This window comes from Gilliamella sp. LMG 34362 (assembly GCF_984569125.1).
Map to the genome: position 1 here is coordinate 1,942,648 of NZ_OZ474902.1, position 26,823 is coordinate 1,969,470.

The 26,823-nt window shown below is 33.6% G+C and carries 20 protein-coding genes; 5 read left to right on the plus strand and 15 right to left on the minus strand.

Annotated features, from left to right (window positions below):
* Window positions 1-31: 31 nt before the first annotated feature.
* From AC5LWZ_RS08950 to prfC, 8 genes are all read right to left on the minus strand, one after another.
* On the minus strand, window positions 32-2,317 hold the full coding sequence (locus AC5LWZ_RS08950; RefSeq protein ID WP_493463521.1) for a DNA internalization-related competence protein ComEC/Rec2: 2,286 nt from the start codon (window positions 2,315-2,317) through the stop codon (window positions 32-34).
* A 222-nt stretch (window positions 2,318-2,539) separates the two neighbouring features.
* Window positions 2,540-2,830, minus strand: a complete 291-nt coding sequence (ihfB, locus tag AC5LWZ_RS08955) for an integration host factor subunit beta (RefSeq protein WP_034901983.1) — start codon at window positions 2,828-2,830, stop codon at window positions 2,540-2,542.
* A gap of 99 nt (window positions 2,831-2,929) precedes the next feature.
* Window positions 2,930-4,612, minus strand: coding sequence for a 30S ribosomal protein S1 (gene rpsA, locus AC5LWZ_RS08960; protein WP_493463522.1), 1,683 nt, complete (start codon window positions 4,610-4,612; stop codon window positions 2,930-2,932).
* Window positions 4,613-4,739: 127 nt separating this feature from the next.
* On the minus strand, window positions 4,740-5,420 hold the full coding sequence (gene cmk, locus AC5LWZ_RS08965; RefSeq protein ID WP_493463523.1) for a (d)CMP kinase: 681 nt from the start codon (window positions 5,418-5,420) through the stop codon (window positions 4,740-4,742).
* A 1-nt stretch (window position 5,421) separates the two neighbouring features.
* A complete protein-coding gene (gene aroA / locus AC5LWZ_RS08970) occupies window positions 5,422-6,705 on the minus strand; it encodes a 3-phosphoshikimate 1-carboxyvinyltransferase (RefSeq protein ID WP_493464198.1) in 1,284 nt (427 codons plus the stop codon).
* 27 nt (window positions 6,706-6,732) lie between these two features.
* The gene (locus AC5LWZ_RS08975) at window positions 6,733-7,605 is read right to left on the minus strand and encodes a helix-turn-helix domain-containing protein (RefSeq protein ID WP_306243150.1); all 873 of its coding nucleotides are present in this window, start codon (window positions 7,603-7,605) and stop codon (window positions 6,733-6,735) included.
* A gap of 100 nt (window positions 7,606-7,705) precedes the next feature.
* Complete coding sequence (ptrA, locus tag AC5LWZ_RS08980) at window positions 7,706-10,585, minus strand: pitrilysin (RefSeq protein ID WP_493463524.1); 2,880 nt, start codon at window positions 10,583-10,585, stop codon at window positions 7,706-7,708.
* 340 nt (window positions 10,586-10,925) lie between these two features.
* Entirely contained in the window at window positions 10,926-12,518 is a 1,593-nt protein-coding gene (prfC, locus tag AC5LWZ_RS08985; RefSeq protein ID WP_198200353.1) for a peptide chain release factor 3, read from the minus strand.
* Window positions 12,519-12,717: 199 nt separating this feature from the next.
* Between prfC and ilvY the strand changes: the two genes are divergently transcribed.
* Together ilvY and AC5LWZ_RS08995 are read left to right on the plus strand one after the other, a co-directional pair.
* Window positions 12,718-13,620 carry an HTH-type transcriptional activator IlvY gene (gene ilvY / locus AC5LWZ_RS08990; RefSeq protein WP_493463525.1) on the plus strand — a complete coding sequence of 301 codons (903 nt, stop codon included), beginning with the start codon at window positions 12,718-12,720 and terminating at the stop codon, window positions 13,618-13,620.
* Between the two features lie 63 nt (window positions 13,621-13,683).
* Entirely contained in the window at window positions 13,684-15,735 is a 2,052-nt protein-coding gene (locus tag AC5LWZ_RS08995) for a 3-hydroxybutyrate oligomer hydrolase family protein (RefSeq protein ID WP_493463526.1), read from the plus strand.
* A 74-nt stretch (window positions 15,736-15,809) separates the two neighbouring features.
* On the opposite strand, the gene AC5LWZ_RS09000 is transcribed toward AC5LWZ_RS08995, so the two are convergent.
* The 5 genes from AC5LWZ_RS09000 to rlmF all read right to left on the minus strand — a co-directional run bounded on the left by AC5LWZ_RS09000 (window position 15,810) and on the right by rlmF (window position 21,036).
* Window positions 15,810-16,385: an acyl carrier protein phosphodiesterase gene (locus AC5LWZ_RS09000; protein ID WP_493463527.1), complete on the minus strand. Its 576-nt coding sequence runs from the start codon at window positions 16,383-16,385 to the stop codon at window positions 15,810-15,812.
* Window positions 16,386-16,401: 16 nt separating this feature from the next.
* On the minus strand, window positions 16,402-17,190 hold the full coding sequence (locus AC5LWZ_RS09005) for a siderophore-interacting protein (protein WP_181414642.1): 789 nt from the start codon (window positions 17,188-17,190) through the stop codon (window positions 16,402-16,404).
* A 540-nt stretch (window positions 17,191-17,730) separates the two neighbouring features.
* Entirely contained in the window at window positions 17,731-18,264 is a 534-nt protein-coding gene (locus AC5LWZ_RS09010; protein WP_493463528.1) for a hypothetical protein, read from the minus strand.
* A gap of 32 nt (window positions 18,265-18,296) precedes the next feature.
* A complete protein-coding gene (locus AC5LWZ_RS09015; RefSeq protein WP_493463529.1) occupies window positions 18,297-19,817 on the minus strand; it encodes a hypothetical protein in 1,521 nt (506 codons plus the stop codon).
* Between the two features lie 259 nt (window positions 19,818-20,076).
* The gene (rlmF, locus tag AC5LWZ_RS09020; protein WP_493463530.1) at window positions 20,077-21,036 is read right to left on the minus strand and encodes a 23S rRNA (adenine(1618)-N(6))-methyltransferase RlmF; all 960 of its coding nucleotides are present in this window, start codon (window positions 21,034-21,036) and stop codon (window positions 20,077-20,079) included.
* 202 nt (window positions 21,037-21,238) lie between these two features.
* Between rlmF and AC5LWZ_RS09025 the strand changes: the two genes are divergently transcribed.
* The 3 genes from AC5LWZ_RS09025 (at window position 21,239) to AC5LWZ_RS09035 (ending at window position 25,211) form a co-directional block, all read left to right on the plus strand.
* Entirely contained in the window at window positions 21,239-22,657 is a 1,419-nt protein-coding gene (locus AC5LWZ_RS09025; RefSeq protein WP_493463531.1) for a sodium:proton antiporter, read from the plus strand.
* A gap of 872 nt (window positions 22,658-23,529) precedes the next feature.
* Complete coding sequence (rhaS, locus tag AC5LWZ_RS09030; protein ID WP_493463532.1) at window positions 23,530-24,348, plus strand: HTH-type transcriptional activator RhaS; 819 nt, start codon at window positions 23,530-23,532, stop codon at window positions 24,346-24,348.
* Between the two features lie 17 nt (window positions 24,349-24,365).
* Window positions 24,366-25,211: a helix-turn-helix domain-containing protein gene (locus AC5LWZ_RS09035; RefSeq protein WP_110447529.1), complete on the plus strand. Its 846-nt coding sequence runs from the start codon at window positions 24,366-24,368 to the stop codon at window positions 25,209-25,211.
* Between the two features lie 70 nt (window positions 25,212-25,281).
* Here the strand turns inward: AC5LWZ_RS09035 and rhaM are convergent, their stop codons facing one another.
* Together rhaM and fucO are read right to left on the minus strand one after the other, a co-directional pair.
* Complete coding sequence (rhaM, locus tag AC5LWZ_RS09040) at window positions 25,282-25,596, minus strand: L-rhamnose mutarotase (protein WP_493463533.1); 315 nt, start codon at window positions 25,594-25,596, stop codon at window positions 25,282-25,284.
* A gap of 68 nt (window positions 25,597-25,664) precedes the next feature.
* Window positions 25,665-26,819 carry a lactaldehyde reductase gene (gene fucO / locus AC5LWZ_RS09045; protein ID WP_493463534.1) on the minus strand — a complete coding sequence of 385 codons (1,155 nt, stop codon included), beginning with the start codon at window positions 26,817-26,819 and terminating at the stop codon, window positions 25,665-25,667.
* Window positions 26,820-26,823 lie beyond the last annotated feature (4 nt).

Below are 26,823 nucleotides of genomic sequence, written 5' to 3' on the forward strand. Positions count from 1 at the left end.
ATTTATAAACCATACTAACAATAATTCTATTTTACTCATAAAATGATAAACTACCAAACCAATCATGATACCATCTTGGATTGATATCTTGTCGCATAGTTTTTTGTTGCCATGATGATGTATAAAAAAATAGACTTATTTGCCCCTCCTTACCTGTAACATAATAATTAATATTTAGCGCTTTATAACGATTAGTTATCTTATTGGAAGGTAATCTCCATGGGTTATAACGTGATGTTGAAGTTAGTGAATTAAAAGGATTAACATAATTTAAGAATGGATAACTTGATGAAGTAGTACTACCATGATGAGGAGTTTGTAGAATAGTTGAGTGTAGATTACGTTTATATTTAACCACTAAATCATATTCTTGTTTACGTTCTAAATCGCCAGTCAATAACACTGAAAATTGACCATCAGTAATTTGTATTACACATGAATCGCCGTTATTAGGATCGCTCACTAATTTGGTTGGCCATAACACATTGAAGCGTAAATGTTGCCAATGAAATTTATGATCAGCTAAACAGTTATAATCATTACTCAAACTTGAAGATGAACTCATTAACCACGCATCAGGATAACGTTGTCGTAAATAGCTTAAACCACCAATATGATCATTATGACTATGGCTAATAATAATGCCTTCAACATTCAGATTATGCCATTGTAAAAAAGGGATGATTACTCGTTCAGCAGCTGAACTATTTTCCCATTTTGCGCCAGTATCATACAAAATGGCTGATTTACCATTGTGAATCACAATGGCCAATCCATGTCCAACATCCAACATATCCATTCGCCATATATAATCGGGCTGTTTATAAATTGGCGAAAATAATATTGTTATAACAATAATAATAGTAAAGCTGAAACGTCGCCAAAATTCTATCCGAATAATGATAATAGTTAACCATCCAATACCACTAAACAAATAAAAATTCGCTGGTATATTTAGCCATAAAATATTTAAATATTCTAAGCAATAAAAAAGCCATTCTAGCGAAATTTGCGCAACAAACCATAACCATAAAGCAAGATAAAAACAGTCCATTAGACTAAATAATAATGCCAATAAAATCGCTGGAAAGGTGATTAACGAAACAATAGGAATTGCAATTAAGTTAGTTAACAACGCAACAACACTTATACCATGAAAAATAAATAATTGGATAGGAAGCAATAATAATGTTAAACCAAATTGTAAATGTAATAATCTAATGAAGTACCATCGTTTTTTATTTTTTAACGTGCTAGCTAGTGGCAACCATTCAAATAAAAAAATCAAGCTAACCACAGCATAACAGGACATCCAAAAACTTTCAGATAGTATCATTAGTGGATCCAAAATTAATAATAACGCTATAATACGGTTGATTTTCTGCCATGCGCTGATGTGATTATTTTTATAACGCAAATATATCCAAATTGATAGAGCTAAAATAGCACGTAATGCTGGAGGATTAAAACCAGTCAACCATGTATAACATAACGTTGTTAACCAACCAATTAATATGGGTAACAATAAATGGCTATAGCGTTGTGGTAAAAAAAACACTAATCCTTTTAGCAAAATACAACTAATATAGAATACTAACAGTATATGCATTCCTGAAATTGCCATTAAATGAGCAACACCGGTTTGCATCATAGTTAAACGATTATGATCAGAAATCTGTGAACGGTCACCAAATCCTAATGCTAATAAAATGCCTCGATAACTAAACAGATTAATATAAGCTAAACATTTATCAGCAATACTTTGTCGAATATTAAACTTTTTTTCGAGCAAAACTGATTTAATAACTTTAGCTTTTAACAAAGTATGATTTGCAATGGCAAAACGTTGTTTATCAAATGAGCCTTCATTTAAATAACTTTGCGTCACTTTAGTTTTTATGGTTAATTGCCAAATTTGCCCTGCTTTAATTAAATCTGATTGTTGCCAATAAATAATAATAGGTATTGGTGATGATAAAATCTGATCTGAAATTTTTAAAATGGAAAATTTTGCATAATACGGATTGTTTTTTTTGGGGGAATAAATTTGAGTATTAATAGTTTCAACTTTTGCTGTGACGACTAATGTCTGGTCAATATATGGTTCAATTAGGCTTAAATATTGTTTTGCATTTGCTGTAGACCAGAGAAAACTTAATATAAAAACAGCAATCACACAAAGATAGTAATGGCGTCGTATTGACCATACTAAAATAATAACAATGAATACCCCAGCCAAAACAAGCCAACTTGTTTCTGAAGGCAATGATGGCAAAAACATTAATGGCACACATCCTAAGGTGAATACAATTGCCATTAAATCTATTGAACCGTAATGCCGCATCAATTTCTACATATTAATATTGTTCAAATATTCAATCTAATATGTTAGAACTTTCTATGGATTATTTTACCTTTAATTTTAGAGCTACATTCCAATTTAAAAATTACTATTTCTGTTTCTATTGAGAATCATTCATCTAATTAATAAAAAAGCCTTTGATTTTACTCAAAGGCTTTTTTATTAAATGGATTGAAATTATGCTTTAGCTGCATTATTTACACGTTCACGTAACTCTTTCCCAGGTTTAAAGTGAGGGATATATTTGTGTTTAACCTCAACATTTCCTCCTGTTCTAGGGTTTCTAGCTTTACGTGGAGCGCGGTAGTTAAGACTAAAACTACCAAAACCGCGTATTTCAACACGATCATTACTTTCCATCGCTAAAGCAATTTGTTCAATAATGTCTCTAACAGCATCATCAACAAGTTGCACAGGAAGGTGTGCCCGCCAGTTGACTATTCTTTCTGCTAAATCGGATCTGTTCATGGTCACTCCTAATTTATTTTATGTGGTATATATTTTATTCATTTTATACCACAAAAGAAAAAGAGGGCAAGCCCTCTTTACTCTTTGAATAAATATTTTTTACTCAGTTTTTGATGCTGCTTTAAATGCTTCAGCCATTGCATTAGTAAATGATGCATCTTCTTGAGTTGCAGTATTATTTACAGCTGCTAATGCTTCTTTCTCATCAGCTTCATCTTTAGCACGTATAGATAGTGAAATTGCACGAGTTTTACGATCGATATTTACGATTTTCGCTTCTACTTCATCACCAACATTTAATGCAGTAGTTGCATCTTCAATACGTTCACGAGCAATATCTTGTGCTTTTAAGTAACCTTCGATACCGTCAGCGATTTCAACTGTTGCACCCTTAGCATCAACTGCAGTAACTTTACCTTTAACAATTGCGCCTTTTTTGAAGTTAGATGCAAAGCTGCTGAATGGATCGTCTTCAAGTTGTTTGATACCTAATGAGATACGTTCACGGTCAGCATCAACTTGTAAAACAACAGCTTCAATATCGTCACCTTTCTTATAAGCTTTAACAGCTTCTTCACCTGGCATATTCCAAGAAATATCAGAAAGATGCACTAGACCATCAATACCACCATCTAAACCGATGAAGATACCGAAATCAGTGATTGATTTGATCTTACCACTAACTTTATCACCTTTATTGTGTGATTCAGCAAATTGTAACCATGGATTTGGTTTACATTGTTTAAGACCAAGAGAAATACGACGACGTTCTTCATCAATTTCAAGAACTACAACTTCAACTTCATCACCTAAGCTAACTACTTTAGATGGATGAATATTTTTGTTAGTCCAATCCATTTCAGAAACGTGTACTAAACCTTCAACACCAGTTTCGATTTCAACGAAACAACCGTAATCAGTTAAGTTAGTTACTTTACCAGTTACTTTAGTACCTTCTGGGTAACGTTTAGCAATTGAAACCCAAGGATCTTCGCCTAATTGTTTTAAGCCAAGAGAAACACGTGAACGGTCTTTATCGAATTTAAGAACTTTAACAAGTAATTCTTGACCAACTTCAACCACTTCGCTTGGATGTTTAACACGTTTCCAAGCCATATCAGTGATATGTAGTAAACCATCAACCCCACCAAGATCAACGAATGCACCGTAATCAGTAAGATTTTTGATAATACCTTTAACTTCAGAACCTTCTTGTAGATTTTCAAGAAGTTGTTCTCTTTCTGCGCTATTTTCAGATTCAATTACTGCACGACGTGAAACAACTACGTTGTTGCGTTTTTGATCTAATTTAATAACTTTTAATTCGATCTCTCTATTTTCAATATGAGAAGTATCGCGTAATGGACGAACATCAACAAGCGAACCTGGTAGGAACGCACGAACGCCATTAAGATCAACCGTAAAGCCACCTTTAACTTTACCATTGATAACACCTAAAACTGTTGCAGCATCTTCAACTGCTTTTTCTAATGTTAGCCACGCTTCATGACGTTTAGCTTTTTCACGAGATAAGATTGTTTCGCCAAAGCCATCTTCAATAGAATCAAGAACAACGTCTACAACGTCGCCAACTTGAACTTCTAATTCACCTTGGGCATTTTTAAACTGCTCTACTGGAATTGCTGATTCAGATTTTAAACCAGCATCAACTAAAACAACATCTTTGTCGATTGCAACGACAGTACCACGGATCATATTACCAGAACGAGTGTCTAGTTGATTTAAAGACTCTTCAAAGAGTTGAGCAAAAGATTCAGTCATATTTTATATACTTAAATTAATATTAACGTCCACATTACATCCTGTCTTGTGGGGTTGTTTATGTTACTCCACTTACATCCTTATAATGGAGCTTCGTTTACACAATAAGTTTACATACAATATAAACTTATAGCGCAAGTTTTTCTTTTATATACATAATAGCTTGATTAAAAACATCTTCGATAGAGAGAGATGTGGTATCAATTATTAATGCATCAACTGCAGGCTTTAAGGGCGCAACCGCTCGATTTCGATCTCGCTCATCACGCGCAGTTATCTCCTGCAAAATTTCGGGGAATTTAGCATGAATTTGCTTATCTTGCAACTGTTTCATTCTTCTTTCTGCTCTTGATTGAGCGCTAGCATCAAGAAATATTTTTACAGGGGCATCGCTGAACACGACTGTGCCCATATCACGGCCATCGGCAATTAATCCAGGCAATTGTCGAAAATCACGTTGACGCTGTAATAAGGCTGTTCTTACTTCATTTATTGCAGCTACTTTTGAAGCTGCTCCACCAGTTTGTTCGGTACGAATCTCTTTTGAAACATCAACCCCAGCCAACAATACTTTGACATCACCATGACTGCTATCAAATGTTAACGGTAAATTCAATGCGAGCACAGTTAGCTGATTAATATCATCTAAAGCAATATTTTGTTTTAACGCCGCTAGCGCTAACACACGATAGATAGCACCTGAATCCAAAAGATGCCAGTTGAAGTGATTTGCTAACGCTTGACATAATGTACCCTTACCTACACCACTTGGACCATCAACAGCAATAACAGGAATATTTTTTGTCATGTTATATTTCGCTTAATCGTTTAAATTGTTCAAAATAATCAGGAAATGTTTTCATTGTACACTTCGGATCTAAAATAGTTACTGGCGTATCAGAGAGTGCAACTAATGAGAAGCACATAGCCATACGATGGTCATTATAAGTTTTGATTTCTGCATGATTGAGTTTTGCAGGAGGAGTTATAGTAATATAATCCTCTCCTTCCTCAACAGTAGCACCAACTTTACGTAATTCGTTGGCCATAGCCGATAAGCGATCGGTCTCTTTTACTCGCCAATTGTAAATATTTCGAATTGTCGTTGTTCCATCAGCAAAGAGTGCAGTTGTTGCAATTGTCATTGCAGCATCAGGAATATGATTCATATCCATATCGACACCATTTAATTCACCGTGAGTACACTCAATATAATCATCAGCCCAAGTTATTTTGGCACCCATTTTTTCAAGCATATGGGCAAATTGAGTATCTCCTTGTAAACTTTTTTTACCAACTCCAGTAACACGAACAGTGCCACCTTTAATTGCTGCTGCCGCTAAGAAATAGGATGCTGAAGAGGCATCACCTTCTACCAAATAACTACCAGGCGATTGATAAGTTTGATTAGCTTTAATGACAAATGTCTGATATTGATTATTGATAACCGATACACCAAACATTGCCATCATTTTTATTGTAATATCAATATATGGTTTAGAAACTAGATCGCCAATAATAGTAATTTCAGTATCATTGCTAGCTAAAGGGGCGGCCATCAATAGTGCAGTCAAAAATTGACTTGATACTGAGCCATTTACAGCAATCTTACCTCCAGTAAAACCACCATGGATATGAAGTGGCGGATAACCTTCATTTTCAAGATAATCAATTTTAGCGCCACCTTGACGTAATGCATCCACCAAATGACCAATTGGACGCTCTTTCATACGAGGTTCACCCGTTAATACAATATTATTATCGGCTAAACAAAGTGCGGCAGCTAAAGGACGCATAGCTGTCCCGGCATTTCCTAAAAATAGTTCTAATGGGTGAGCAGAATGTAATTTACCACCTACCCCTTCTATATCACAAATTGTTCGGTCATCTGACAGATGATATTTGATGTTCAACGCTTTTAAAGCGTCAAGCATATAGCGAACATCATCACTATCAAGTAAATTAGTTAATCTTGTTTTACCTTGACTAAGTGCAGATAATAATAGTGCACGATTTGATACACTTTTAGAACCAGGTAAATTAATGGTACCACTAAATTTTTTTATCGGTTGTAATGTTAAAGATAACATAATGACTCTCTTTAGTAATTTTAATATTCTTTAAAAATTTTCTAAGGTGGTTTTTAATAGATCGATTGCTTTATGATCTTTCGCACTATTTTGCCATAATTTATCAAATAAGTGGCGATAACGTTTAATTGCATCTTCTGAAGATGTGATTGAGGCAATCCCTGTGGTTATATTAGGTAGTTCACCTAATCGAAAAGGACTCATTGCCAATGCTAACGCATCTTCATTTTGATAAAATATTTGAAATGCGATGGATGGGATAGCTTGTTCCGTAATCGCAATTGTTGGTGCATAAGCTTGATCTTCTATCAATTTGATCAAATGATAAATTTCTTTACGAGCTAACAACATTCTTTCAGATTTCTTGCCTGGAGAAATAGTTAAATTGCCAACCAAACCGATGTGCAAAAATCGCTCAACATTACGCAAACTGATTAGATTAATCACTTTTGGTACAGATTGATAAAACTGTGTCTTACGCTCATTTAAAATCGATAATGATGTTGCATATCTTTGCGCTGCAATGGATTCACTCGACTCATTTAACATCATACCTAAATGAGCAAGATAATCAGATGAAGTTAATAGAAAAGAAAAAGGATCAAAATGGGAATAAATGTGCGTAGATTGTTCTTCTAATTGACGCATGCGTTCAAAAAAACCATCACCACTCGAATAGTATTCAGTGTCAATGCCAAGCAAACTAGCAAATGAAGTATCTAATAATGAGGCTAAACGTTCAAGCGTTTCTATTTTGACAATTTCGCCTTTTTCTAAACGGTAAACTGCAGCTCTAGAGATTTTAAGACTTTCTGCAACATCTTCAGCTCTGAGAGAAGCAGCGATACGGTAAGCCCGCAATCGCTGTCCGATAGCACAATAATCAATCGATCCAGTAATCATAATATACTCAAACTATTGGGATTTTGGCAGTGTACCATATGGTAGGTACAATGCCAATTTAATGTAATGATATTTCAGACTAAATACATGCTTGAGTCTTTTATTTTAATAATTCATTTTGTAATGATGATGCATTTTTAAATTCAGTATAGTCAGTGATAGCTTCCGGTTGCTTTTCTTCTTTTTCCGTTTTTCCTATCACTTGTGATGCTATTACTAAACCTTTTTGTTCAATAACGGTATTTTTATAAAAATCAATTAAATCTTGTTTAGTGATTTTCTTAAGTAGTTCTATTTTTTTATCACGAGAATCGAATTGAAAACGAGATAAACGATAATCTGAAATTAAACGTTCAAACTCTTCATCTAAGGATTGCGGAGGCATTGTCTGTTCATCAATGATACTTCTTTTATACTCTTCAATATCCTCATCAGTTAACGCATCTAATTTATTTAACATTGCTGGGTAAAAGGCTTGATAACGTTGTAATAGATAAGCAGGATCCCACTGATTAGTTTGCACAGCAAAACCCAGCCCTACTGATTCACCGATGAAAAATGGAAAAATACCTACAAGATATCCCAATTGTTCATTGCTCCGTAATTGATCAAAAAACCATGGTGACATAATATTAGCTAATGTATAGCCAACTACTTGGCTTTTAGTTGGATCATAATTAGTTGGGAAATAAGTCATTAACAATGCGCTATCGGTACTTTTCGCTTGTTGGGTGATTCTCGCTGTAAACGAAGTTTTAATTGCTATATCATCCAAAGGTGTAAATTCAACATTGCGTTTTAATGTCTTTTGCACTGCATGATAAAGATCCAGAGAATCTTCATTTGAAATATTACCTAAACTAATCATGTAAGGTATCGATTGAGACATCAAGTTATCACGATAAGCTTCAACATCACTAATAGTGATAGTATTTGTAATTTGTCGTCTTTCATCTCGTTCAAAATAGTGCGGCAATTTAGATAATGCAAGAACTGGCTCGGACGCTAATCGAATACTTTCGAAATGATCTGCCCCATCAAGTCGTTGCAGATACCATGATTTAGCTAATGCTAAACTTTGTTCATCAATAGTCACTTGACGATAACTATTAAGAATAGCCAATACCATTTCTGGTAAATGTTGATTAAAACCAGCAGCTGTTATCATTAAACCATTATCAGTACCTGTGGATAATGACATTCCGGCATTACCAGCTTGAAATTGTAATTGAGTTAAATCACGACTAACTATGTAATCAAGTAACTCAAAAGCAATTGATGTTTTTGCATCTTTAAAAGCCTGATTATTACGTAAAGAAACAGCAATCACAGCCTTAGGATCATTACTAAAATGACGACTAACAAAATGAATATGATTACCACGTTTACTAAATGTAGCTGGTTGAATCTGATCTTCATTTTGTGCAGTTATACTAAAATTATCAGGAATATAAGGATTTAATTCAGGCAGACTAAACGAAAAATCCTTAGCTAAATTAGTCCACGTTGCTTTTAATTGATCTGTAATATTATCGACTTTATAAGGCGCATTGAGGAAATATGCAGTTTTATCGGTGTTTTGATTTGGGGCAATCAACCACACTCTAGCATTATCGGGAGTAAAATTTTTGAGTCGAGTGATGATAGCCTCTTTATTCAAATGTTCAGCAACATAATCCGCATCTAATACATTTTTAACTGGATAAAGTAGCATCTGATCAGATAACCATTCAACATAAGACATATCGCGGTTAACATCTTTATACTTAAACGACAACGCAAAAACTTTTTTTATCTCATCGTAATAAGCTTCTGAAACGCCCTGTTTTTCAATTAATTGTAAATAATTGAATATAGCTGCAATCACCTTGTCTTTTTGTGCCAAGCCTTCATCAGTTAAAATAACATTAATATTAAATGTCCCACTATTACCATAATATTTACTATCACAAGTTGCTTGGATAGCTTCAATCAAGCCTTGTTTTTGTAACTGATCAGCTAAGGTATTTTTACTATTATTACTAATTAAATAGATAAGATATTCATTGGTTTTATCTGCAAATTTATCGATGTCATTTTCGATTGGAAATTTTAGAGACAACATTTTTCTAGGTTGAGCTGGTATCATGGTAATTTCTTTACCAGTAAACTCCTGAGTTATCGCTGGTTTAGTAATTGGTGGAACAACGATATTTTTATTAGGAATTTGACCGTAAGTAGATTCAGCCAAAGTTTCTAATTTTTCAATGGGTTGATTACTATAAATAACCCCAACCATAATATTAGCTGAATAGTATTTATCATGAAAGTTAACTAATTCATCTTGCAATTTACTATTGTCTTTATCACTTAAAGTATCTAAATTGCCTCCAGAAAATTGTGCTGCAGGATGATTAGGATTAATCGTTTCAGAATCAACTTGCTGAATGCGAAAACCATCGCTTGATCGGTACATCGTCATTTCAGAACTAACGGCATTACGTTCTTTATCAGCAAATTTAGGATCAAAAATTGGCTCAGCAATCGCATCAGCTAAATAATCTAACGCAGTATTAATCACACCGTTTTCAACTTCAAAGAAGAATGCAGTCCGATTACCACTAGTAGTAGCATTATAATTACCTGCATGACGTGACAAAAACTCAGTAAAGCTTGACGGTTGAGGATACTTTTTCGAGCCCATTAGCACCATATGTTCTGTGTAATGAGCTAATCCTTGTTGAAGTACTGGATCATATAATGATCCAACAGGCAGTGCTATTGAACCAAGTGATTTGGTTGCTTTCGGATCTGAAACTAATAAAACTCGCATTTTATTATTAAGTTCAATTACTTCATATTGACGATCATCTCGTTCGCTTTGGTGAACTTTATTTGATAACACAGAATATTCATGCTTATTCTCAATAGCAAATGAACTATTAAATGTAAAAACGGTTAATGCAGTAATAAATAGTGTTTTAGTTTTCATGTTATTCATAGAATTCTCGCCTAATTTAAAAGACAGTATAATCGAAATATAAATATAAATGAAAAAGAAAAATTTATTATTTGGAATACAAAATTACAGTCAAAATTCAAGAATATAAAGGTATATAGAAGGTATGATTAATTACAGCTTTATTAATAGAAGAGAGCAATATAGTGATAATCGATTTTGCATAAAAATAGCAATTATCTAAAAGATATTGTTAAACTAACATTATCGTATTTAAAATACAATAAATTAATAAATAAAAAAAGGGCTAAAAAATAGCCCCTCCTCATTATCAGATAATTAATAGTGTTCTCATTGTTAATCTTAATTACCGAGTAACCGATTAATGCTCACGTGTTTTTCTAAATTCAACATCTGGATAACGTTCTTGTGTCAGATTTAGATTAACCATACTCGGCGCAATATAAGATAGATTATCACCACCATCTAGTGCCAAATTTTGCTCACATTTTCGTTTAAAATCTTCAAGTTTCTTAGCATCACTACATTCAACCCAACGAGCCGTTGTTACATTTACTGGTTCATAAATCGCTTCTACGTTGTATTCAGATTTTAAACGCGCAACAACTACGTCAAATTGCAACACCCCTACCGCTCCAACAATTAAATCATTGTTAGCAATTGGACGGAATACTTGTACTGCACCTTCTTCCGAAAGCTGAACTAAACCTTTTAATAATTGTTTCTGTTTAAGAGGATCTTTTAAACGAATACGACGAAATAGCTCAGGGGCAAAATTAGGAATACCGGTAAATTTAAGATCTTCACCTTGAGTGAAAGTATCACCAATCTGTATAGTGCCATGATTATGTAAACCAATAATATCACCAGCATAAGCTTGTTCAACATGATCTCGATCACCAGCCATAAAGGTTAACGCATCAGAAATATTCACATCTTTTGCGATACGAACATGACGCAACTTCATGCCTTTTTCGTATTTACCCGATACAATACGCATAAAAGCAACTCTGTCACGATGTTTAGGATCCATATTGGCTTGGATCTTAAATACAAAACCAGTAAATTTTTCTTCAGTAGCTGCAACTTCTCGTTTATCGGTCTGGCGAGGTTGAGGCGTCGGAGCCCAAGCAGTCAACCCATCAAGCATATGATCAACACCAAAATTTCCTAATGCAGTACCAAAAAATACTGGAGTTAAATCACCAGATAAAAATGCTTCCAGATCAAACTCATTTGATGCACCTTGTACTAATTCAAGCTCATCACGAAGTTGCTGTGCTAAATCATCGCCAATTGTGGTATCGAGTTCTGGATTATCTAGCCCTTTGATAATACGAACTTCTTGAATAGTATGGCCTTTACCTGTTTGATAAAGATAGGTCTCATCTTTCGCTAAATGATAGACACCTTTGAATAATTTACCACAACCAATTGGCCAGGTAATAGGTGCACACATGATATTAAGTTCATTTTCAACTTCATCAAGTAACTCCATCGGGTCACGTATATCACGATCAAGTTTATTCATAAAAGTCAAAATTGGCGTATTACGTAAACGCGTTACTTCCATCAATTTACGTGTTCTATCTTCAACACCTTTTGCTGCATCAATAACCATTAAACAACTATCAACAGCAGTTAACGTTCGATAAGTATCTTCAGAGAAGTCCTCATGCCCAGGAGTATCAAGTAAGTTAACTAAACAATCATTATAAGGAAATTGCATGACCGATGTGGTGATGGAAATACCACGTTGTTTTTCCATTTCCATCCAATCTGATTTAGCGTGTTGAGCATTAGCACCACGCCCCTTAACTGTACCCGCAGTTTGAATCGCTTGTCCAAACAACAATACTTTTTCGGTGATAGTCGTTTTACCCGCATCCGGGTGAGAGATAATAGCAAAAGTACGACGAGCATTAACTTCGTCTAAATAAGCTTGTTCTGTCATAAAATTAATCAATTTAGCTAAGCAAAAATAATGGCGTATTCTAACAGGTCTACATCTATATTGCCATTGAAGAAGACTATTTTGCTATTTGCCTTATTTATATATCTGTGAATAATAGCGGCATTTAATACTGATGGTGATATAATCACTATTTGATAATAGTGTTTAATATTAGAAATATCTGAAAATAACCATTAATATGAATATTCGTGACCTAAAATTGTTTTTACATTTGTGTGAGACATGCCATTTTGGCATGAGCGCTGATGCAATGCATGTAAGTCCTTCCACGCTTTCAAGGCAAATCCAACGCCTTGAGGAACAATTTGGGCATCAATTATTTGTACGCGACAACCGACAAGTTCAAATTACTCATGAAGGCGAAAAAGTAAAACGTTTTGCTCTACAAGTTGTAAATCTACATCAACAATTAAAGCAAGATTTAGATCAATCAGATCAACAATTGGTTGGCGAATTAGCCCTATTTTGCTCAGTAACGGCGGCCTATAGTCATTTACCTGATATATTAGATCGCTTCCGCATTCATTATCCACTAGTTGAAATTAAGCTATCTACTGGTGATGCTGCTGATGCAGTTGAAAAAATTCAATCTAATCAGGCTGATCTCGCTATTGCAGGCAAACCTAAACAATTACCGGCTGGTGTTGAATTTATAAAATTAGGTGAGATCGAAATGGTCTTATTAATTCCTAAGCTCAATAGCTCATTTAGTGATAAATTACATCAAAAAACGCCAGATTGGCATAATATTCCTTTCATTTTGCCAGAACATGGCCCCAGCCGACAGAGAATTGATTTATGGTTCAAACAACAGAAAATAACCAGTCCTAGAATTTATGCAACAGTTGCAGGACATGAAGCAATTGTATCTATGGTTGCTTTAGGATGCGGTGTAGCATTATTGCCAAAAGTGGTAATGGAAAACAGTCCAGAAAGAGTTCGCGAACGAATTACTGAATGGTCAACCAATTTAATGGAACCATTTGATGTGGGTATATGCGTCCAAAAAAGGCGATTATCCGAAAAAATTATTTCAGCCTTTTGGGCTCTTGGTAGCAAAAATTTACCATCTAACGGATAAATTATATAATTATCATCCATGATATGGAAAACTAAGTTAATTAAAAAATGGGAAGTTAGTGTAATGACTTTGATAATCAAAAATATAAAAACTTTAACATCATTACTATTTTTACCAATACTTGCAATTCCAAATATTGGCTATACTGATCAAAATAATCCCTACAATCCAAAACCACAATGGATTACTATTCACAGTTCAAACTACTATGATGGAGATAGCGACGATTTAGTTACTGCCGGCATTGGCTTTACACCTTTATCATCAATGATACAAGAATTCAAATTTGCTGATCCAGATAATCCAACAACACATGAGCTCCGTCAAGCCAAATTAAATCGCTTTATTGATACAAAAACCGGTGAAGGTCAATTATTTGGATTTAGACAGCAAAACTTGTCACCATTGTTCGACGGAAAAATAGCCGGCACCGAAATTTTAGCGACAATTAAAGAAGGAAATGTCGGTGTACTATTACACATTCCGGTTGATTTTAATAAGAAAAAACCATGTATTGTTGCCATTCCAGCTAGCAATTATGACGGTTTATATAACGCCAAAGATATACAAATTCGCGGGCTTTGGGGATTAAAACACAATTGTGCAGTAGTTTATAATGATAAAGGATTGGGCAATGGTATTTATGATATTAGTAGTCAACAAGGCTTTACTATAGAAGGAAAAATTGCAAAAGATAATCTATTATTTAATCCTAAGATCAAAAATAGAGAAAATTTTATAAAAAATTACCCCAATAGATATGCTGTTAAACAGTTACACTCAAAACAGAACCCTGAACATAATTGGGGCAAATATGTTTTACAGTCAATTGAATTTGCACTTTATGAAATCAATGATAGATTTTCAGCCACAAATACTCGAAACTTTACCAGCTATAATACATTAATATTGATCTATGGTGCCGAGGATGGTGCTAGTGCAGCCTTGAATGCCGGTGAATTAGATAAGATCGGAACCATTAATGGTATTGTTGCGGTTAATCCACAAATACAACCCAATCCAGAGATTGCCTCACTTACTATCCAAGAAGGAACTAGTGTAAGAAGTTTCAAATATAATTCAATCCCTGATTATGCTACTACAGCTGCGCTTTACATTCCTTGTGCCATCCCAGCAATTGAGCCCAATAAAGCAGACAGTTATGTTCCTTATGCGTCAAAATATTTTTATTCGCAAAATCGCTGTGATGCACTAAAAAAAGCTAATTTATTAACTAAAGGTACCCCTAAAGAAGCTCTAGAAAAGTTATATAGTTATGGTTGGCGTCCAGAGATGGAAATTCAGTTACCCTATTTTTATAATAAAGAATCAATTGCTTTTCCGTATCAATATATTAGTTCATATGGTCGCTTTGATGTTACAGAAAACATGTGTGATTATTCTGTTGCCAGTACGCAACAAGATCCACTCTATAATTTTGGTGAAGTAATGCCATTAAAAGAAGTAAAATTCTCTGAAATCTGGTCACTATCTAATGGTCATTTACCTATTTGGGCCAATAAAGATGTTACCGCAATCGATCTTGTCGCAAATAAGGATATCGATTCACCAAGAAGAGAGTGGTTCTCAAGCTCTGAAATTAAAAATCAGATAGATTATGGTACTAAAGGGGCTATTTGTTTACGAGAGAAAATAACCGAGAAACGAGTTAATGATGGACTAAAACAAGTACAAGCAACCGGAAATTTAAATAAAATTAAAACGTTTATTGTACATGGACAAAATAATGTCAAACAGTTAATAAATCATACATCTCGTCCGTATGTTGCTTTAAATAGTGGAGTAGAAGGAAAAGAATCGCAACTACGTTATATCGAAGTTGAAAATGCTAGTTATCTCGACGGAAAATCACCATTTGATAACACGCTATTAGCTATTGACTATTACGGTGAAGATGCCATCGAATGGTTATGGGCCAATCTAACTAACAATACTACATTACCTGAAAGTCAGGTAATTCGTACTAAGCCAAGAGGTGGCAGCATTAGCCAAGCTCCGCAAGCAACACTTGAAAACTTGGTACCAATAGCACAAAAACCGGATAGCAGTAACTTGATTATAATTGAAGATAGAAAAATCAGTTTACCTAAATAAAACTATCCAACTTTTTAATGGTTATCGAATAAATTTATGTAGTTAAATTATTCGGTAACTATTATCTCATAAGCTTATACCAATTTTATACCTGTACATATTTTCGGATATAAATCAAAAAAATGTGATTCTAATGCACTATAGTTTTGTTTAATATCAATAATGGTTTCTTGCAATAAATAAAGTTTTGGTCTTCGCTGAGCCATACCTTTTAATACTTTCGCAATAAAATCTATTGAAGCGTAATTTTCTAACCATGATTCTTGCCACATCGCATTCATAAAATGTTGATAATCTGTAGGATAATTAGTTATATAAGGTTGGATATACCTTTTAGTCATAATATTAAATGATGATAAAGTTTGACTTGAACCAAAATCATGCCAATACTTTGATAAAAAATGATCCCAAACAATATCAAGCGTTATTGGAGCAACACGTTGATGACTATTTCGAAATAACAATTTTGCTTGTTTAACAGTAGGAAAACTATCAGTAAAACTATCAATTTTTCTATGCAACATAATACCATCAGCTATCTCAGTTGGAAATTGCTGATAAGGGTCACCTTTTACAAAATCAGCAACAGTATTGCCAATTAGCGAGCTATTGGCAATGGTTGCTAAATGTAAATGCGCAAGTATATTCACAACTTTCTACCAACAATCAATCACGATGTTTAAATTCTCCTTCCGCAAATCCCTCTCGCCAATAACTGGTAATCTGAATAGCATTAGGTTCTAAATTGGGATATTTATCTTTGATTGAATGACGTAATTGTTGTGCCAATGATCTTTCCATTCCCCCCCAAAACAATATATTATCTTGATCACTAAAATTGATGTTCATCACCGCGTCAACTAATTGATTAGGAGCATTTAAATCCTTAACAAACCATTGAACTTTTACATTTTTGTTGATTGGTAGGTCAACAATATCCGTTTTGTGATTAACTTCAATAAAAGCTAATGCCGTTTGAGAACTAGGCAAATTTTCAAGCGTATAACAGATACTCGGTACTGCAGAAATATCGCCCATCAAAACTAAAAATTGATTATCAAATTCTAATTTACCAGCAGTACCTACAATACCAACTTGATCACCTATTTTGGCCTTTTGAGCCCAAACCGTCGCTAATCCTTGAGAATGAATAGCAAAATCAATTATTAGTTGATTAGTGGATTCATCATAACCACGAATACTGTAACTACGTGCTAACTGGCGAATTCGATCACTGACCATGATTTTATTATTTTCATCTAATTGCGGAAAAGTAATTTCACCAGTCAAAGGATCTGCAAAGAGTAATTTTAAATGAGGACAAATCCAACGCGGATTGACCATCAATGGTTTATCACAGCTAAAATGCAAACGTAAAAAACTACGGGATAACTGTTCAACTTTGATAACTGTTAATAGCGCATTAATAATTGCTTTTCTTGGTTTCTCTTGCATGTGATGATCCTTATATTGCTGATATAACAGAAACATCATACAACAAAAAATAGATTAGATTAGGATATTTTTTAAATAAGAAAATAATCAAAATAATTAATATCGTTTATTGTCAGAATTCAGGAAATAAAGTTTGAGATTAAATATGATTAATAGATTAAATAATACAGATCATTAAACTAATTTTCGTTAATCTAAACAGAGTTCAATAATCAGAATCACTAAATAAGAATAATACTGCTAAAACTCAAAATTATTATATCGGCCTTCAGTGAGATAAATATCATATAGAACTTAATATTCTCAAAAAATATCTAATACTATTAATTTTGACTATGGAAGTGTAAGTTAATTTATAGTTAATTAACGATATCGTTATTAAGCTATTACATAAAAACTACCTTTCCTCAAAATTTGAGGATTACCCAATTATTTATAAATCTAACTATTTGATATATAGTGCATATATATCATACTTTTCTGAAATTATACGAAAGACAATAATAATCTACTTAACTTTAAATTCAGAAAGTAACTAGATCATGTCTTGAATAATTGATTTTTTATATTTTTGATTAACTCTCTATCAGTATCGGTTATATGGCTGTCGCTTTGCCAATATTTTAAATAAATAAGTTGTTGTTTACTTAATTTTAATTCTATATTGTATAGTTTTTTATCTATATCCGCTAGCTCCGACGCCGACGCCTTGCTCGTTTTCAACGGCTCGATGTCGGCTTTTGACATTTCGTTCGCTACTCTCTCTTCATGCCAACGTCGCTTTAACCACTGATGATATCGTTCAGTATCGTAATCCATCCTAAGCTCAGCGCCAAAAACGGTTTTCACCGCTTTCGGCAATCGCTCGGTCAACTTTGATTCGGGAAAACCACACACCACAATCTGACGATTTGGATATTTTTTAAACTGCATAAAACGTAGATTTAGGCAACAGCCTAAATACTCAGTTAAAAGAAAAGCACCTTGATTATAAGCACGTAAAAACATACCTTCTTTAAATAGTAATATGCCTTTAAATTGATCTTGTTGATAAAATTTTTGTAACATATTCATAATGATTTTTGTCTAATAAATAATTACCCAATTTATTTTCTACAAAGAGCATTCGCATAGTGAGTACGATATGTTGGCCCAATAAAAAAATCATATGGTTGTAGACCGACAAAACCATCATGACTATGAACTACAAATCCCCATCTAGGATTATCCTTACTAATTTCCTTTGCCCAATAATTTCCAACAAATGAACTTACATCATGCCCCATTTTTTGCCAGTTTGAATCAGGATAACCATCTTTAGTAGCCCATCCCCATTCACCAAACACCGATTTCCCAATTTGTCTGGTAAAGCTATTACTTAAATGATCTGCTGAGCTTAGGTTATAAAAATCATAAGAGCGAGGTGAATCTGAAAGTTCTGTTATAGATAGCATGTTATTACGACCGCCACAAATCTGCACTGCTTGCTCAATAGTGATCTGTCCAATATGTGGAATAACCCATATATTAGTAGGATTAAAAGTATATTCATGGATGACATTATTATTTCGAATCAGTGTTGCACGTACAGTAACTGGTCCTGTAGGTTTATCATTTAATGTAATATAACCCCTACTATCAATACTGACCTTATTATCAGGATTAACTGGAATACTAAATTGATAATCCGTTTGAGCCCCCGTCATAACTAGCTGAAATTTTGCCCCAGAAAATCCTGTAGTTGGAAATTTTCTCCCTGATGACTCAGTCGGATTAACTTTATAACCCATATTAGGAACATAATCACTTGAATAACCACCTCCATTCTTTGGATCCCTTTGCGTAAAATTAGGATCATTCCAACTATAACTATCATCTGGGTTAATACCATCCCATTGATATGCGGGCACTAATTCAGTCGCATAAGGTTTGGCATAACACAACTCTGATTTTGCCGCAATTTTGTATGCTTTTTTTATTGTTACAAAATCACTTGTTCTTGGAATGCCATATTGTGAAAAAGTTTGCGCTTGATTACTTATCACTAACATTAATGGCATTGGATAACCACTTCCACAGCCAATTATCTTATTTTTATCACTAGTCGGAATTTTGTTGCCATTAGCATCAAACCATTGCCAAGTGGTTTCCGTGGTTAGAAATGGTTGAATAGGATCGATATCATCACCATCTAAATCTTCATAGTTTTTACGATTGTCTAATGATTGATAGTTAAACCACTGTATGGCGAATTGATTAAACGTTAAATTACCATCAAACTCTTTAATTTCGTTTTCTTTGATATTACCGGTAGATTCACTATAAAATACACCGTCTACCATAAAACCATGTTTATCCGCAGCTATCTGTGTATTTATAACTTCAGGGGTATTCCCATGAATAACGTTAACAGTTTGAACGATTAATGCATTAATATTAAAGCTCGATAATAATAAGATAAATAAATATAATGAATAAATTAAATTGGGAGATTTATATGAATAACGTATCTTTATACGTAATAGACTAAAATTATTTATTGATAAGTGTTTATTGCCCGATGCCCGATGCCCGATGCCCGATGCCCGATGCCCGATGCCCGATGCCCGATGCCCGATTAAGACCATATTTTAACATATTTTCGCTAATCCTTGCTATAATTTACATATAATTTTCAAACACATACATTAAATATCATAAAAAAAATAATATTATTCTAAATAGTGAATGTAAAAAAATACATCTGTTATATAGTAAAGTAAAATATCAGATTTGTAATAACTTTTTATGTAAAAATTTGTTAATAAAATGTTTTACATAAATACAGCAAGTTAGTCACTTTATAAAATAAAAAACACTTTTATTAGGAAGACAATTCCTCTTTCCTCAAAATTTTTTGATCTGCTTTTGTCGTTGTTCTCGATCAAAAAACGTCCACGCAACAAAACGGCTTATTTTTTGACCTTGAGCCATAGGGATAATTTTGTATTCAGTTACAGATGATTTTTTTAACTGTTTTTTTATGTTTGTCAGTGATTCTTTTTTCGAAACCAACGAAGTAAACCATAGGCATTGTGTTTTATAGTTAACACTTTCGGCAATTATTTTGGTTATAAATGCACTTTCTCCTCCTTTGCACCAAAGTTCAGCATGTTGTCCACCAAAATTAAGCACAACTTGATCTTTTTCTGAACTTAATTTACCCAATTTTTGTAGTTTTGTATGAGCACTCGCTTGAGCCTGTTGCTTTGAATTATGAAAAGGAGGATTGCATAAAGTTGCTAGGTAAAATTCTTTCGGTTTAATGATATTTGCCAAAATAGCCTCTCTGTTGGGTTGTAAACGACATTGTAGGCTATTTTTTAATAGTTCATTAGATTTTTTTATTAACGACGCAACCTTGATTGATGTTGGATTGATATCACTACCAACAAATGACCAACCATACTCAGCACAGCCAATAATCGGATAAATGGCATTTGCACCAACCCCAATATCTAAAATGCTAATTCTCTTACCCATAGGGATCTTATTCTGATTATCTTGCGCTAATAAATCAGCCAAATAGTGGATATAATCTGCTCGCCCTGGAATTGGAGGGCATAGGTAATCGTCTGGAATATCCCAATAAGAGAGTTGATAATAGTGTAATAAAAGTGCTTTATTTAGCATCTTCACGGCAACAGGATTAGAAAAATCAATCGTTACCCGACCATATTGGTTAGGTTTAACAAAGTTAGATAATGCTGGTAAAGTTTTAATAAGTAAATCAAATGGGTAGCCATTAATATGCTTATTACGATGATGTAAAACATCTTTTTTAATTGTTGGCGATGTTGTCTGCATGAATAATCCAATATGAAAAATTGCCGATTATTATAGTCTTTTTACACAAATATGCGAAAATAGCCAAAGCTTTTAGATAGTAAAAACCCCTTTCCTCAAATTTTTTATTACTGTTAAACTAAAATTTATTTAAGTGTAACTAATTCGAAAATTAACTGTGGATTTGTTATAATCTGCCACTTTTAATTCACATAATAACGCAATGAAACGTCTATCCAAATTATCAATAATACCATTTATTAGTTTAATGCTAATCTCTTTTCAACTGCATGCAAGCGAGTTTAATGGGCAGGAGTTATCGTTATTTTGGGCTATCCCATTTGTTGGAATTTTGCTTTCTATCGCATTATGCCCATTATTTCTAGCACGGCTGTGGCATCATCATTATGGCAAAATTGTTCTGGTTTGGTCGTTACTATTTCTAGGCTCTGCGTTATTTTCTTTTGGTTTATCTACCACAATTCAATTAACAGCTCATGCCATTATTGAAGAGTATATCCCCTTTATATTATTACTTTTGGCATTGTTCACTGTTTCTGGTGGTATTCTTATCAAAAGTGATAAAATAAGCACGCCAAAATCAAATGTTATTTTATTAGCCATTGGAGTGGTATTAGCTTCAATTATGGGAACAACTGGCGCAGCTATGTTAATGATTCGGCCAATACTGCGAGCTAATCGGCAACGACACCATTCAGTCCACACAGTAATTTTCTTTATCTTTTTAGTCGCCAATATTGGTGGTGGTTTGACGCCGTTAGGTGATCCACCATTATTTATTGGTTTTTTAAAAGGAGTGGATTTTTTCTGGACAGTTAAACATATGTTATTACCAGTTATTTTGACATCCGGTTTATTACTCATTATTTATTATTTTATCGATAGATATTATTATTGTAAGCAATATGGCAATATTACTCTTTACCATAGTTCAGAAGCAGTTAAATTATATGGTCTAAAAAATATCGGCTTACTAGTGGCGATAATTGCTAGTGTGCTTTTATCTGGCATTTGGCATCCGGCGATAAATTTCACACTATTAGGATCGCAAGTTGAATTACAAAATCTAGTTCGTGATGGCCTTTTTATTGCTATAACGATTATTTCAATATTGATCACGCCAAAGCAAGTACGAGCTGGCAATGAATTTAATTGGGATCCAATCAAAGAAGTTGCCAAATTGTTTATTGGTATCTTTATTACTATAGTGCCCGTTCTGGCAATTTTGCGTGCCGGCAATGACGGTGCTTTGAGTTCTGTAGTATCATTGGTCACCAGTGAACAAGCCACACCAATAAACAGTATGTATTTTTGGTTATCGGGATCATTGTCAGGATTTTTAGATAATGCACCAACTTATCTGGTGTTTTTTAATTTAGCTTCGGGTAATGCAACTACATTAATGACCACTTATGCAGACACACTATTGGCAATTTCAATGGGTTCTGTATTTATGGGCGCATTAAGTTACATTGGTAATGCACCTAACTTTATGGTTAAAAGTATTGCCACACAACATAAAATTAATATGCCAAGCTTTTTTGGCTATATGAAATGGTCAATAGGGATTTTAATTCCAATATTTATTATTGATAATTTGGTATTTTTTGTATTGTGTTAGCTAAAATAAGATGAATATAAAATTCTTTAATTGAGGCTGTAATTAAGCAATACTGTATCGGTAAACTTTTTCAGAAGTGAAGTGATGTACTAAATGAAAATTCCTGATAGCCAATCAACGGTTGAATCATTATGGTTAACTATTTGGCGTATCCTATAACTTTGGCCGCATTTTCTCCCAGTGGTAAAATGTTCCATTGTTCGTTATGAATAATTAAGATAAATTTCAATTGCAACATCAATGAATTTGTGTAGGTAACTATGATAGGCTAACATTCAACCGCTCTTTCTGTTGGCTTCCCTTAAGTGTTGCACAAGTGATATTTTTCTCTTTTATTATCTTTGCTATCATCGCTCTATAAACTATAACTAAAAAAATGAGCACCTCCATAATAAGTCAGACTAACTGGAGTAGTTTTTTAGTTCACGGTTAATTATTTTTTTGAATTTTGAAAGAAACAGATATACCTGAAAGTTTTGATGATAATTAAAAATGCTCTGCTATTTTGTATAAAAAACACCCTCACCAAGTCAGAAAAATAATTAATATCACCATATATATTTTTTATTTTTACTATAAATCAATTTATAGCAAACAATAAATATCATAACTAACGTTATCGAAACAAATAAAAATTTTAGAATTTTTATTCTATAAAAAAACTTCAACTGCTTGGTATTCAATCGCGTTCTGATGAACTTTTAAACGGAAAAATTTTAAAAATGTGAAGCTTCGCACATTTTTAATAAAAAGTCATGCATAGCTATAATTTATAGCCAAAATATTATGTTAGCTGTCCAAATATTAAAGGTGAGATTTCGATTTACTTTTTAGAATGTGGTTGTAAGTTTTAAAAAGAAGTGAGGTTCAGAATGATTGAAATGTTACTTGATAAAGATTTTTTCTCGTCTAGCGATCAAAATATCGCCATTGAGCCTCGAACACCACAACCCGTCTATCCTGAACATACCCATAATTTCAATGAGATCGTTATTGTAACTAGTGGATACGGTAAACACATATTGAATGGGCGACTTTTTGATTTGTATCCAGGCATGATGTTTTATATTAAGGCTTCCGACTGTCATTTGTACGAGAGCGTTCATGATTTGCATTTGACCAATATTTTGTTTAGAGATCCTAAAAATTTTCATTTTATCAATGGAATAAATCAATTAATTCCAAATCCTGATCCAATTCAATCGCATTACTTTTTTGATAAAAAATCTTATGAAAATATTCAATCGATTATTAAGCAATTAACGCCAAATCAATCAAATGCTATTCAGGAGAGTTTATTTTTACAATTACTTTTGATTTTTAATAATAATCTTTATGTTAATCAGGGTTCTGGTTCCTATGATAATCGCGTTAAACAACTTCTACGTTGGTTACAAATCAATTTTAAGGAGCAAATTAATTGGGCACAATTAACTGAGCAATTTTCATTATCATTACGCTCTTTTCATCGACATATAAAGAATGAAATTGGTGTCACACCACAAAAATATCTAATAAAACTACGGTTGGCTAATGCTTACACACAGTTAATTTACAGCAATAAATCCATCACAACTATTGCACAAGAATGTGGTTTTAATGATAGTGCTTATTTTTCAACCTGTTTTAAACAAGAATTTACGTTTTCGCCACAAACATTACGTAATAATCCAGATAAACGTTATCATTAATCAATCAGGAACAGTCTATGGAAAAATGTTTACGTTTATATAAACAAGACTATTTTATTTCGGAGATAAATACTGTTACTGTCGAAAGACGTGATCATCAACAACCCTTTCCTTTGCATAACCACGATTTTAATGAAATTGTGATTGTCTGTTCTGGTAATGGGCTACATCATTGGAATGAATATGTTTATCCGATTACCAGTGGTGATATTTTATATATTAATCCGAAAGATGTGCATGGCTATGAATCTGTTAATGACCTTAGATTGGATAATATTTTATATTTGAGAGAATCACTATTTTTATCATCCACTATTGAGTCTTATTTACCTAAAGTGACTGCTAGACATAATGAACGGTCTTGGCGTATTCAACCTTCATCCCTTAAACTTTTATCACCACTTATTGAACAGTTAGATGTTGAGTCTAAGAAAAACAATTTAGCCTCCGTTCATTTATCTGAGGCTCTTTTTTTGCAGTTGGTTATTTTGTTAGACCGGATTAAACAAGTTCCTACGGTAGCTCTACCTACTGCTACTCATCAATTGGATTTATTGTTCACTGCTCTTCATAACAGTATTGCAACCCCATTTAATATTGATGTTTTTTGCAAAGACAATCATATCGCAAGCCGTTCACTTAGTCGCTTATTTAAAAGTCAAACAGGGATGACTATTACTGGCTACTTACAAAAAAGACGTCTATGTGATGCAATGTCTTTACTTAGAACTACTGATTATTCGATTAGTATGATTGCGGCAGAATGTGGTTATGATGATAGTAACTATTTTTCATCTGTGTTTAAAAAGCTGACCAATCAGACTCCTTCCGAATATCGAGCCCTATTTAACGATAAGAAGTGATAATTGAGTGTGTAGAAATGATTATATATTTAGTTTCCTCTCTTTGATGTGTATTAAAGAGAGGAATATTTTATAATAAATAAAAAACTTCAGTTAATGATTCACTAATCGGGCTATTATCAGAATTGCTTGGCATGATATCTTTCATAAATGCCCACCATTTTTGACAAGCAGCTGTTATAGCTACAGCATCCCAACGTTCCTCAGATTCAATTTCGACATAGGCAAAAAGTAAATTTCTTTTGCTGTCTAAAAAGATTGAGTAATTGTGAGCTCCATGTGATTTAAGTTCTTTCACTAAGTCAGGAAATATTTCATCATGCCGCTTCTTATACTCTGCATGTTTATCAGGATGAACCTGCATAATACTCGCTTTTCTTATCATAATAATTCCTTTTTACTTGAAATAGGTTAACTTTATGTTTAACCTATTTCACTTTCATTGTGTCATTTTTATTGGTAAATAGAATGATATAATTGCTCAATTTCTCTTACGTTAGTATCGCGAGGATTACCTCCGGTACAAACATCATCAAAAGCAGCTTGGGCTAGCGCAGGAATATCATTTAATTTTACACCGATCTCTTTTAATGTTGCAGGAATACCGACATCAATGTTAAGTTGTTTAACTGCATTAACAGCAGCTTTTCTCACTTGTTCGATTGTCATGTTTTCCGTCAAAGCGACTCCCATTGCTTTAGCGATATCGCGATATTTCTCACCAGTAAATTCAGCATTGTAAGCCATTATATGAGGTAAAAGGACGGCATTAGCCACACCATGAGGCGTACCATAAAAAGCTCCTAATGGATGTGCCATTCCATGAACTAATCCTAAGCCCACATTTGAAAAACCCATTCCAGCAATATATTGTCCTAATGCCATGTCTTCACTACCTTTAGCGATCCCGCTTACCGAGTCACGTAATGAGCGAGAAATAACTTCAATCGCTTTCAAGTGGAACATGTCTGATAATTCCCACGCCCCTTTAGTTATATAACCTTCAATCGCGTGAGTTAAGGCATCAACACCAGTTGCTGCTTTTAAACTAGCAGGCATACTTGTCATCATATCTGAATCAATAATTGCAACAGCCGGAATATCGTGTGGATCAACACAGACAAATTTGCGTTTATTTTCTTCATCTGTGATTACGTAATTAATGGTCACTTCAGCAGCTGTACCTGCTGTCGTAGGAATTGCGATCGTAGGTACTGCTGTTTTTTTAGTTGGCGCAACGCCTTCAAGACTACGAACATCCGCAAATTCTGGATTATTGATGATAATACCGATAGCTTTTGCGGTATCTTGGGGGGACCCCCCACCAATCGCAATCAAATAATCTGCACCAGATTGTTTGAAAACTTCAACCCCTTTTTGAACAATACTAATGGTTGGATTTGGCATAACTTCATCAAATACTTGATAAGAAAAACCATTGTTATCTAGTAATTGTGTTACTTTAGTTGCTACTTTGAATTTGATTAGATCTTTATCCGTAACTACTAACGCTTTTTTAAAACCACGTTTTTTAACTTCTTCTACGATTTGACTGATTGAGCCTGCACCAAAATAAGATGTTTCATTTAAAATCATTCTATAAGCCATAATG

Coding starts and splice junctions, on each gene's coding strand:
- AC5LWZ_RS08950 (WP_493463521.1), bottom strand. CDS start 2,317: ATGGCAATTGTATTCACCTTAGGATGTGTGCCATTAATGTTTTTGCCA.
- ihfB (WP_034901983.1), bottom strand. CDS start 2,830: ATGAACAGATCCGATTTAGCAGAAAGAATAGTCAACTGGCGGGCACAC.
- rpsA (WP_493463522.1), bottom strand. CDS start 4,612: ATGACTGAATCTTTTGCTCAACTCTTTGAAGAGTCTTTAAATCAACTA.
- cmk (WP_493463523.1), bottom strand. CDS start 5,420: ATGACAAAAAATATTCCTGTTATTGCTGTTGATGGTCCAAGTGGTGTA.
- AC5LWZ_RS08975 (WP_306243150.1), bottom strand. CDS start 7,605: ATGATTACTGGATCGATTGATTATTGTGCTATCGGACAGCGATTGCGG.
- ptrA (WP_493463524.1), bottom strand. CDS start 10,585: ATGAATAACATGAAAACTAAAACACTATTTATTACTGCATTAACCGTT.
- prfC (WP_198200353.1), bottom strand. CDS start 12,518: ATGACAGAACAAGCTTATTTAGACGAAGTTAATGCTCGTCGTACTTTT.
- ilvY (WP_493463525.1), top strand. CDS start 12,718: ATGAATATTCGTGACCTAAAATTGTTTTTACATTTGTGTGAGACATGC.
- AC5LWZ_RS08995 (WP_493463526.1), top strand. CDS start 13,684: ATGACTTTGATAATCAAAAATATAAAAACTTTAACATCATTACTATTT.
- AC5LWZ_RS09005 (WP_181414642.1), bottom strand. CDS start 17,190: ATGCAAGAGAAACCAAGAAAAGCAATTATTAATGCGCTATTAACAGTT.
- AC5LWZ_RS09010 (WP_493463528.1), bottom strand. CDS start 18,264: ATGAATATGTTACAAAAATTTTATCAACAAGATCAATTTAAAGGCATA.
- AC5LWZ_RS09015 (WP_493463529.1), bottom strand. CDS start 19,817: ATGGTCTTAATCGGGCATCGGGCATCGGGCATCGGGCATCGGGCATCG.
- rlmF (WP_493463530.1), bottom strand. CDS start 21,036: ATGCAGACAACATCGCCAACAATTAAAAAAGATGTTTTACATCATCGT.
- AC5LWZ_RS09025 (WP_493463531.1), top strand. CDS start 21,239: ATGAAACGTCTATCCAAATTATCAATAATACCATTTATTAGTTTAATG.
- rhaS (WP_493463532.1), top strand. CDS start 23,530: ATGATTGAAATGTTACTTGATAAAGATTTTTTCTCGTCTAGCGATCAA.
- AC5LWZ_RS09035 (WP_110447529.1), top strand. CDS start 24,366: ATGGAAAAATGTTTACGTTTATATAAACAAGACTATTTTATTTCGGAG.
- rhaM (WP_493463533.1), bottom strand. CDS start 25,596: ATGATAAGAAAAGCGAGTATTATGCAGGTTCATCCTGATAAACATGCA.
- fucO (WP_493463534.1), bottom strand. CDS start 26,819: ATGGCTTATAGAATGATTTTAAATGAAACATCTTATTTTGGTGCAGGC.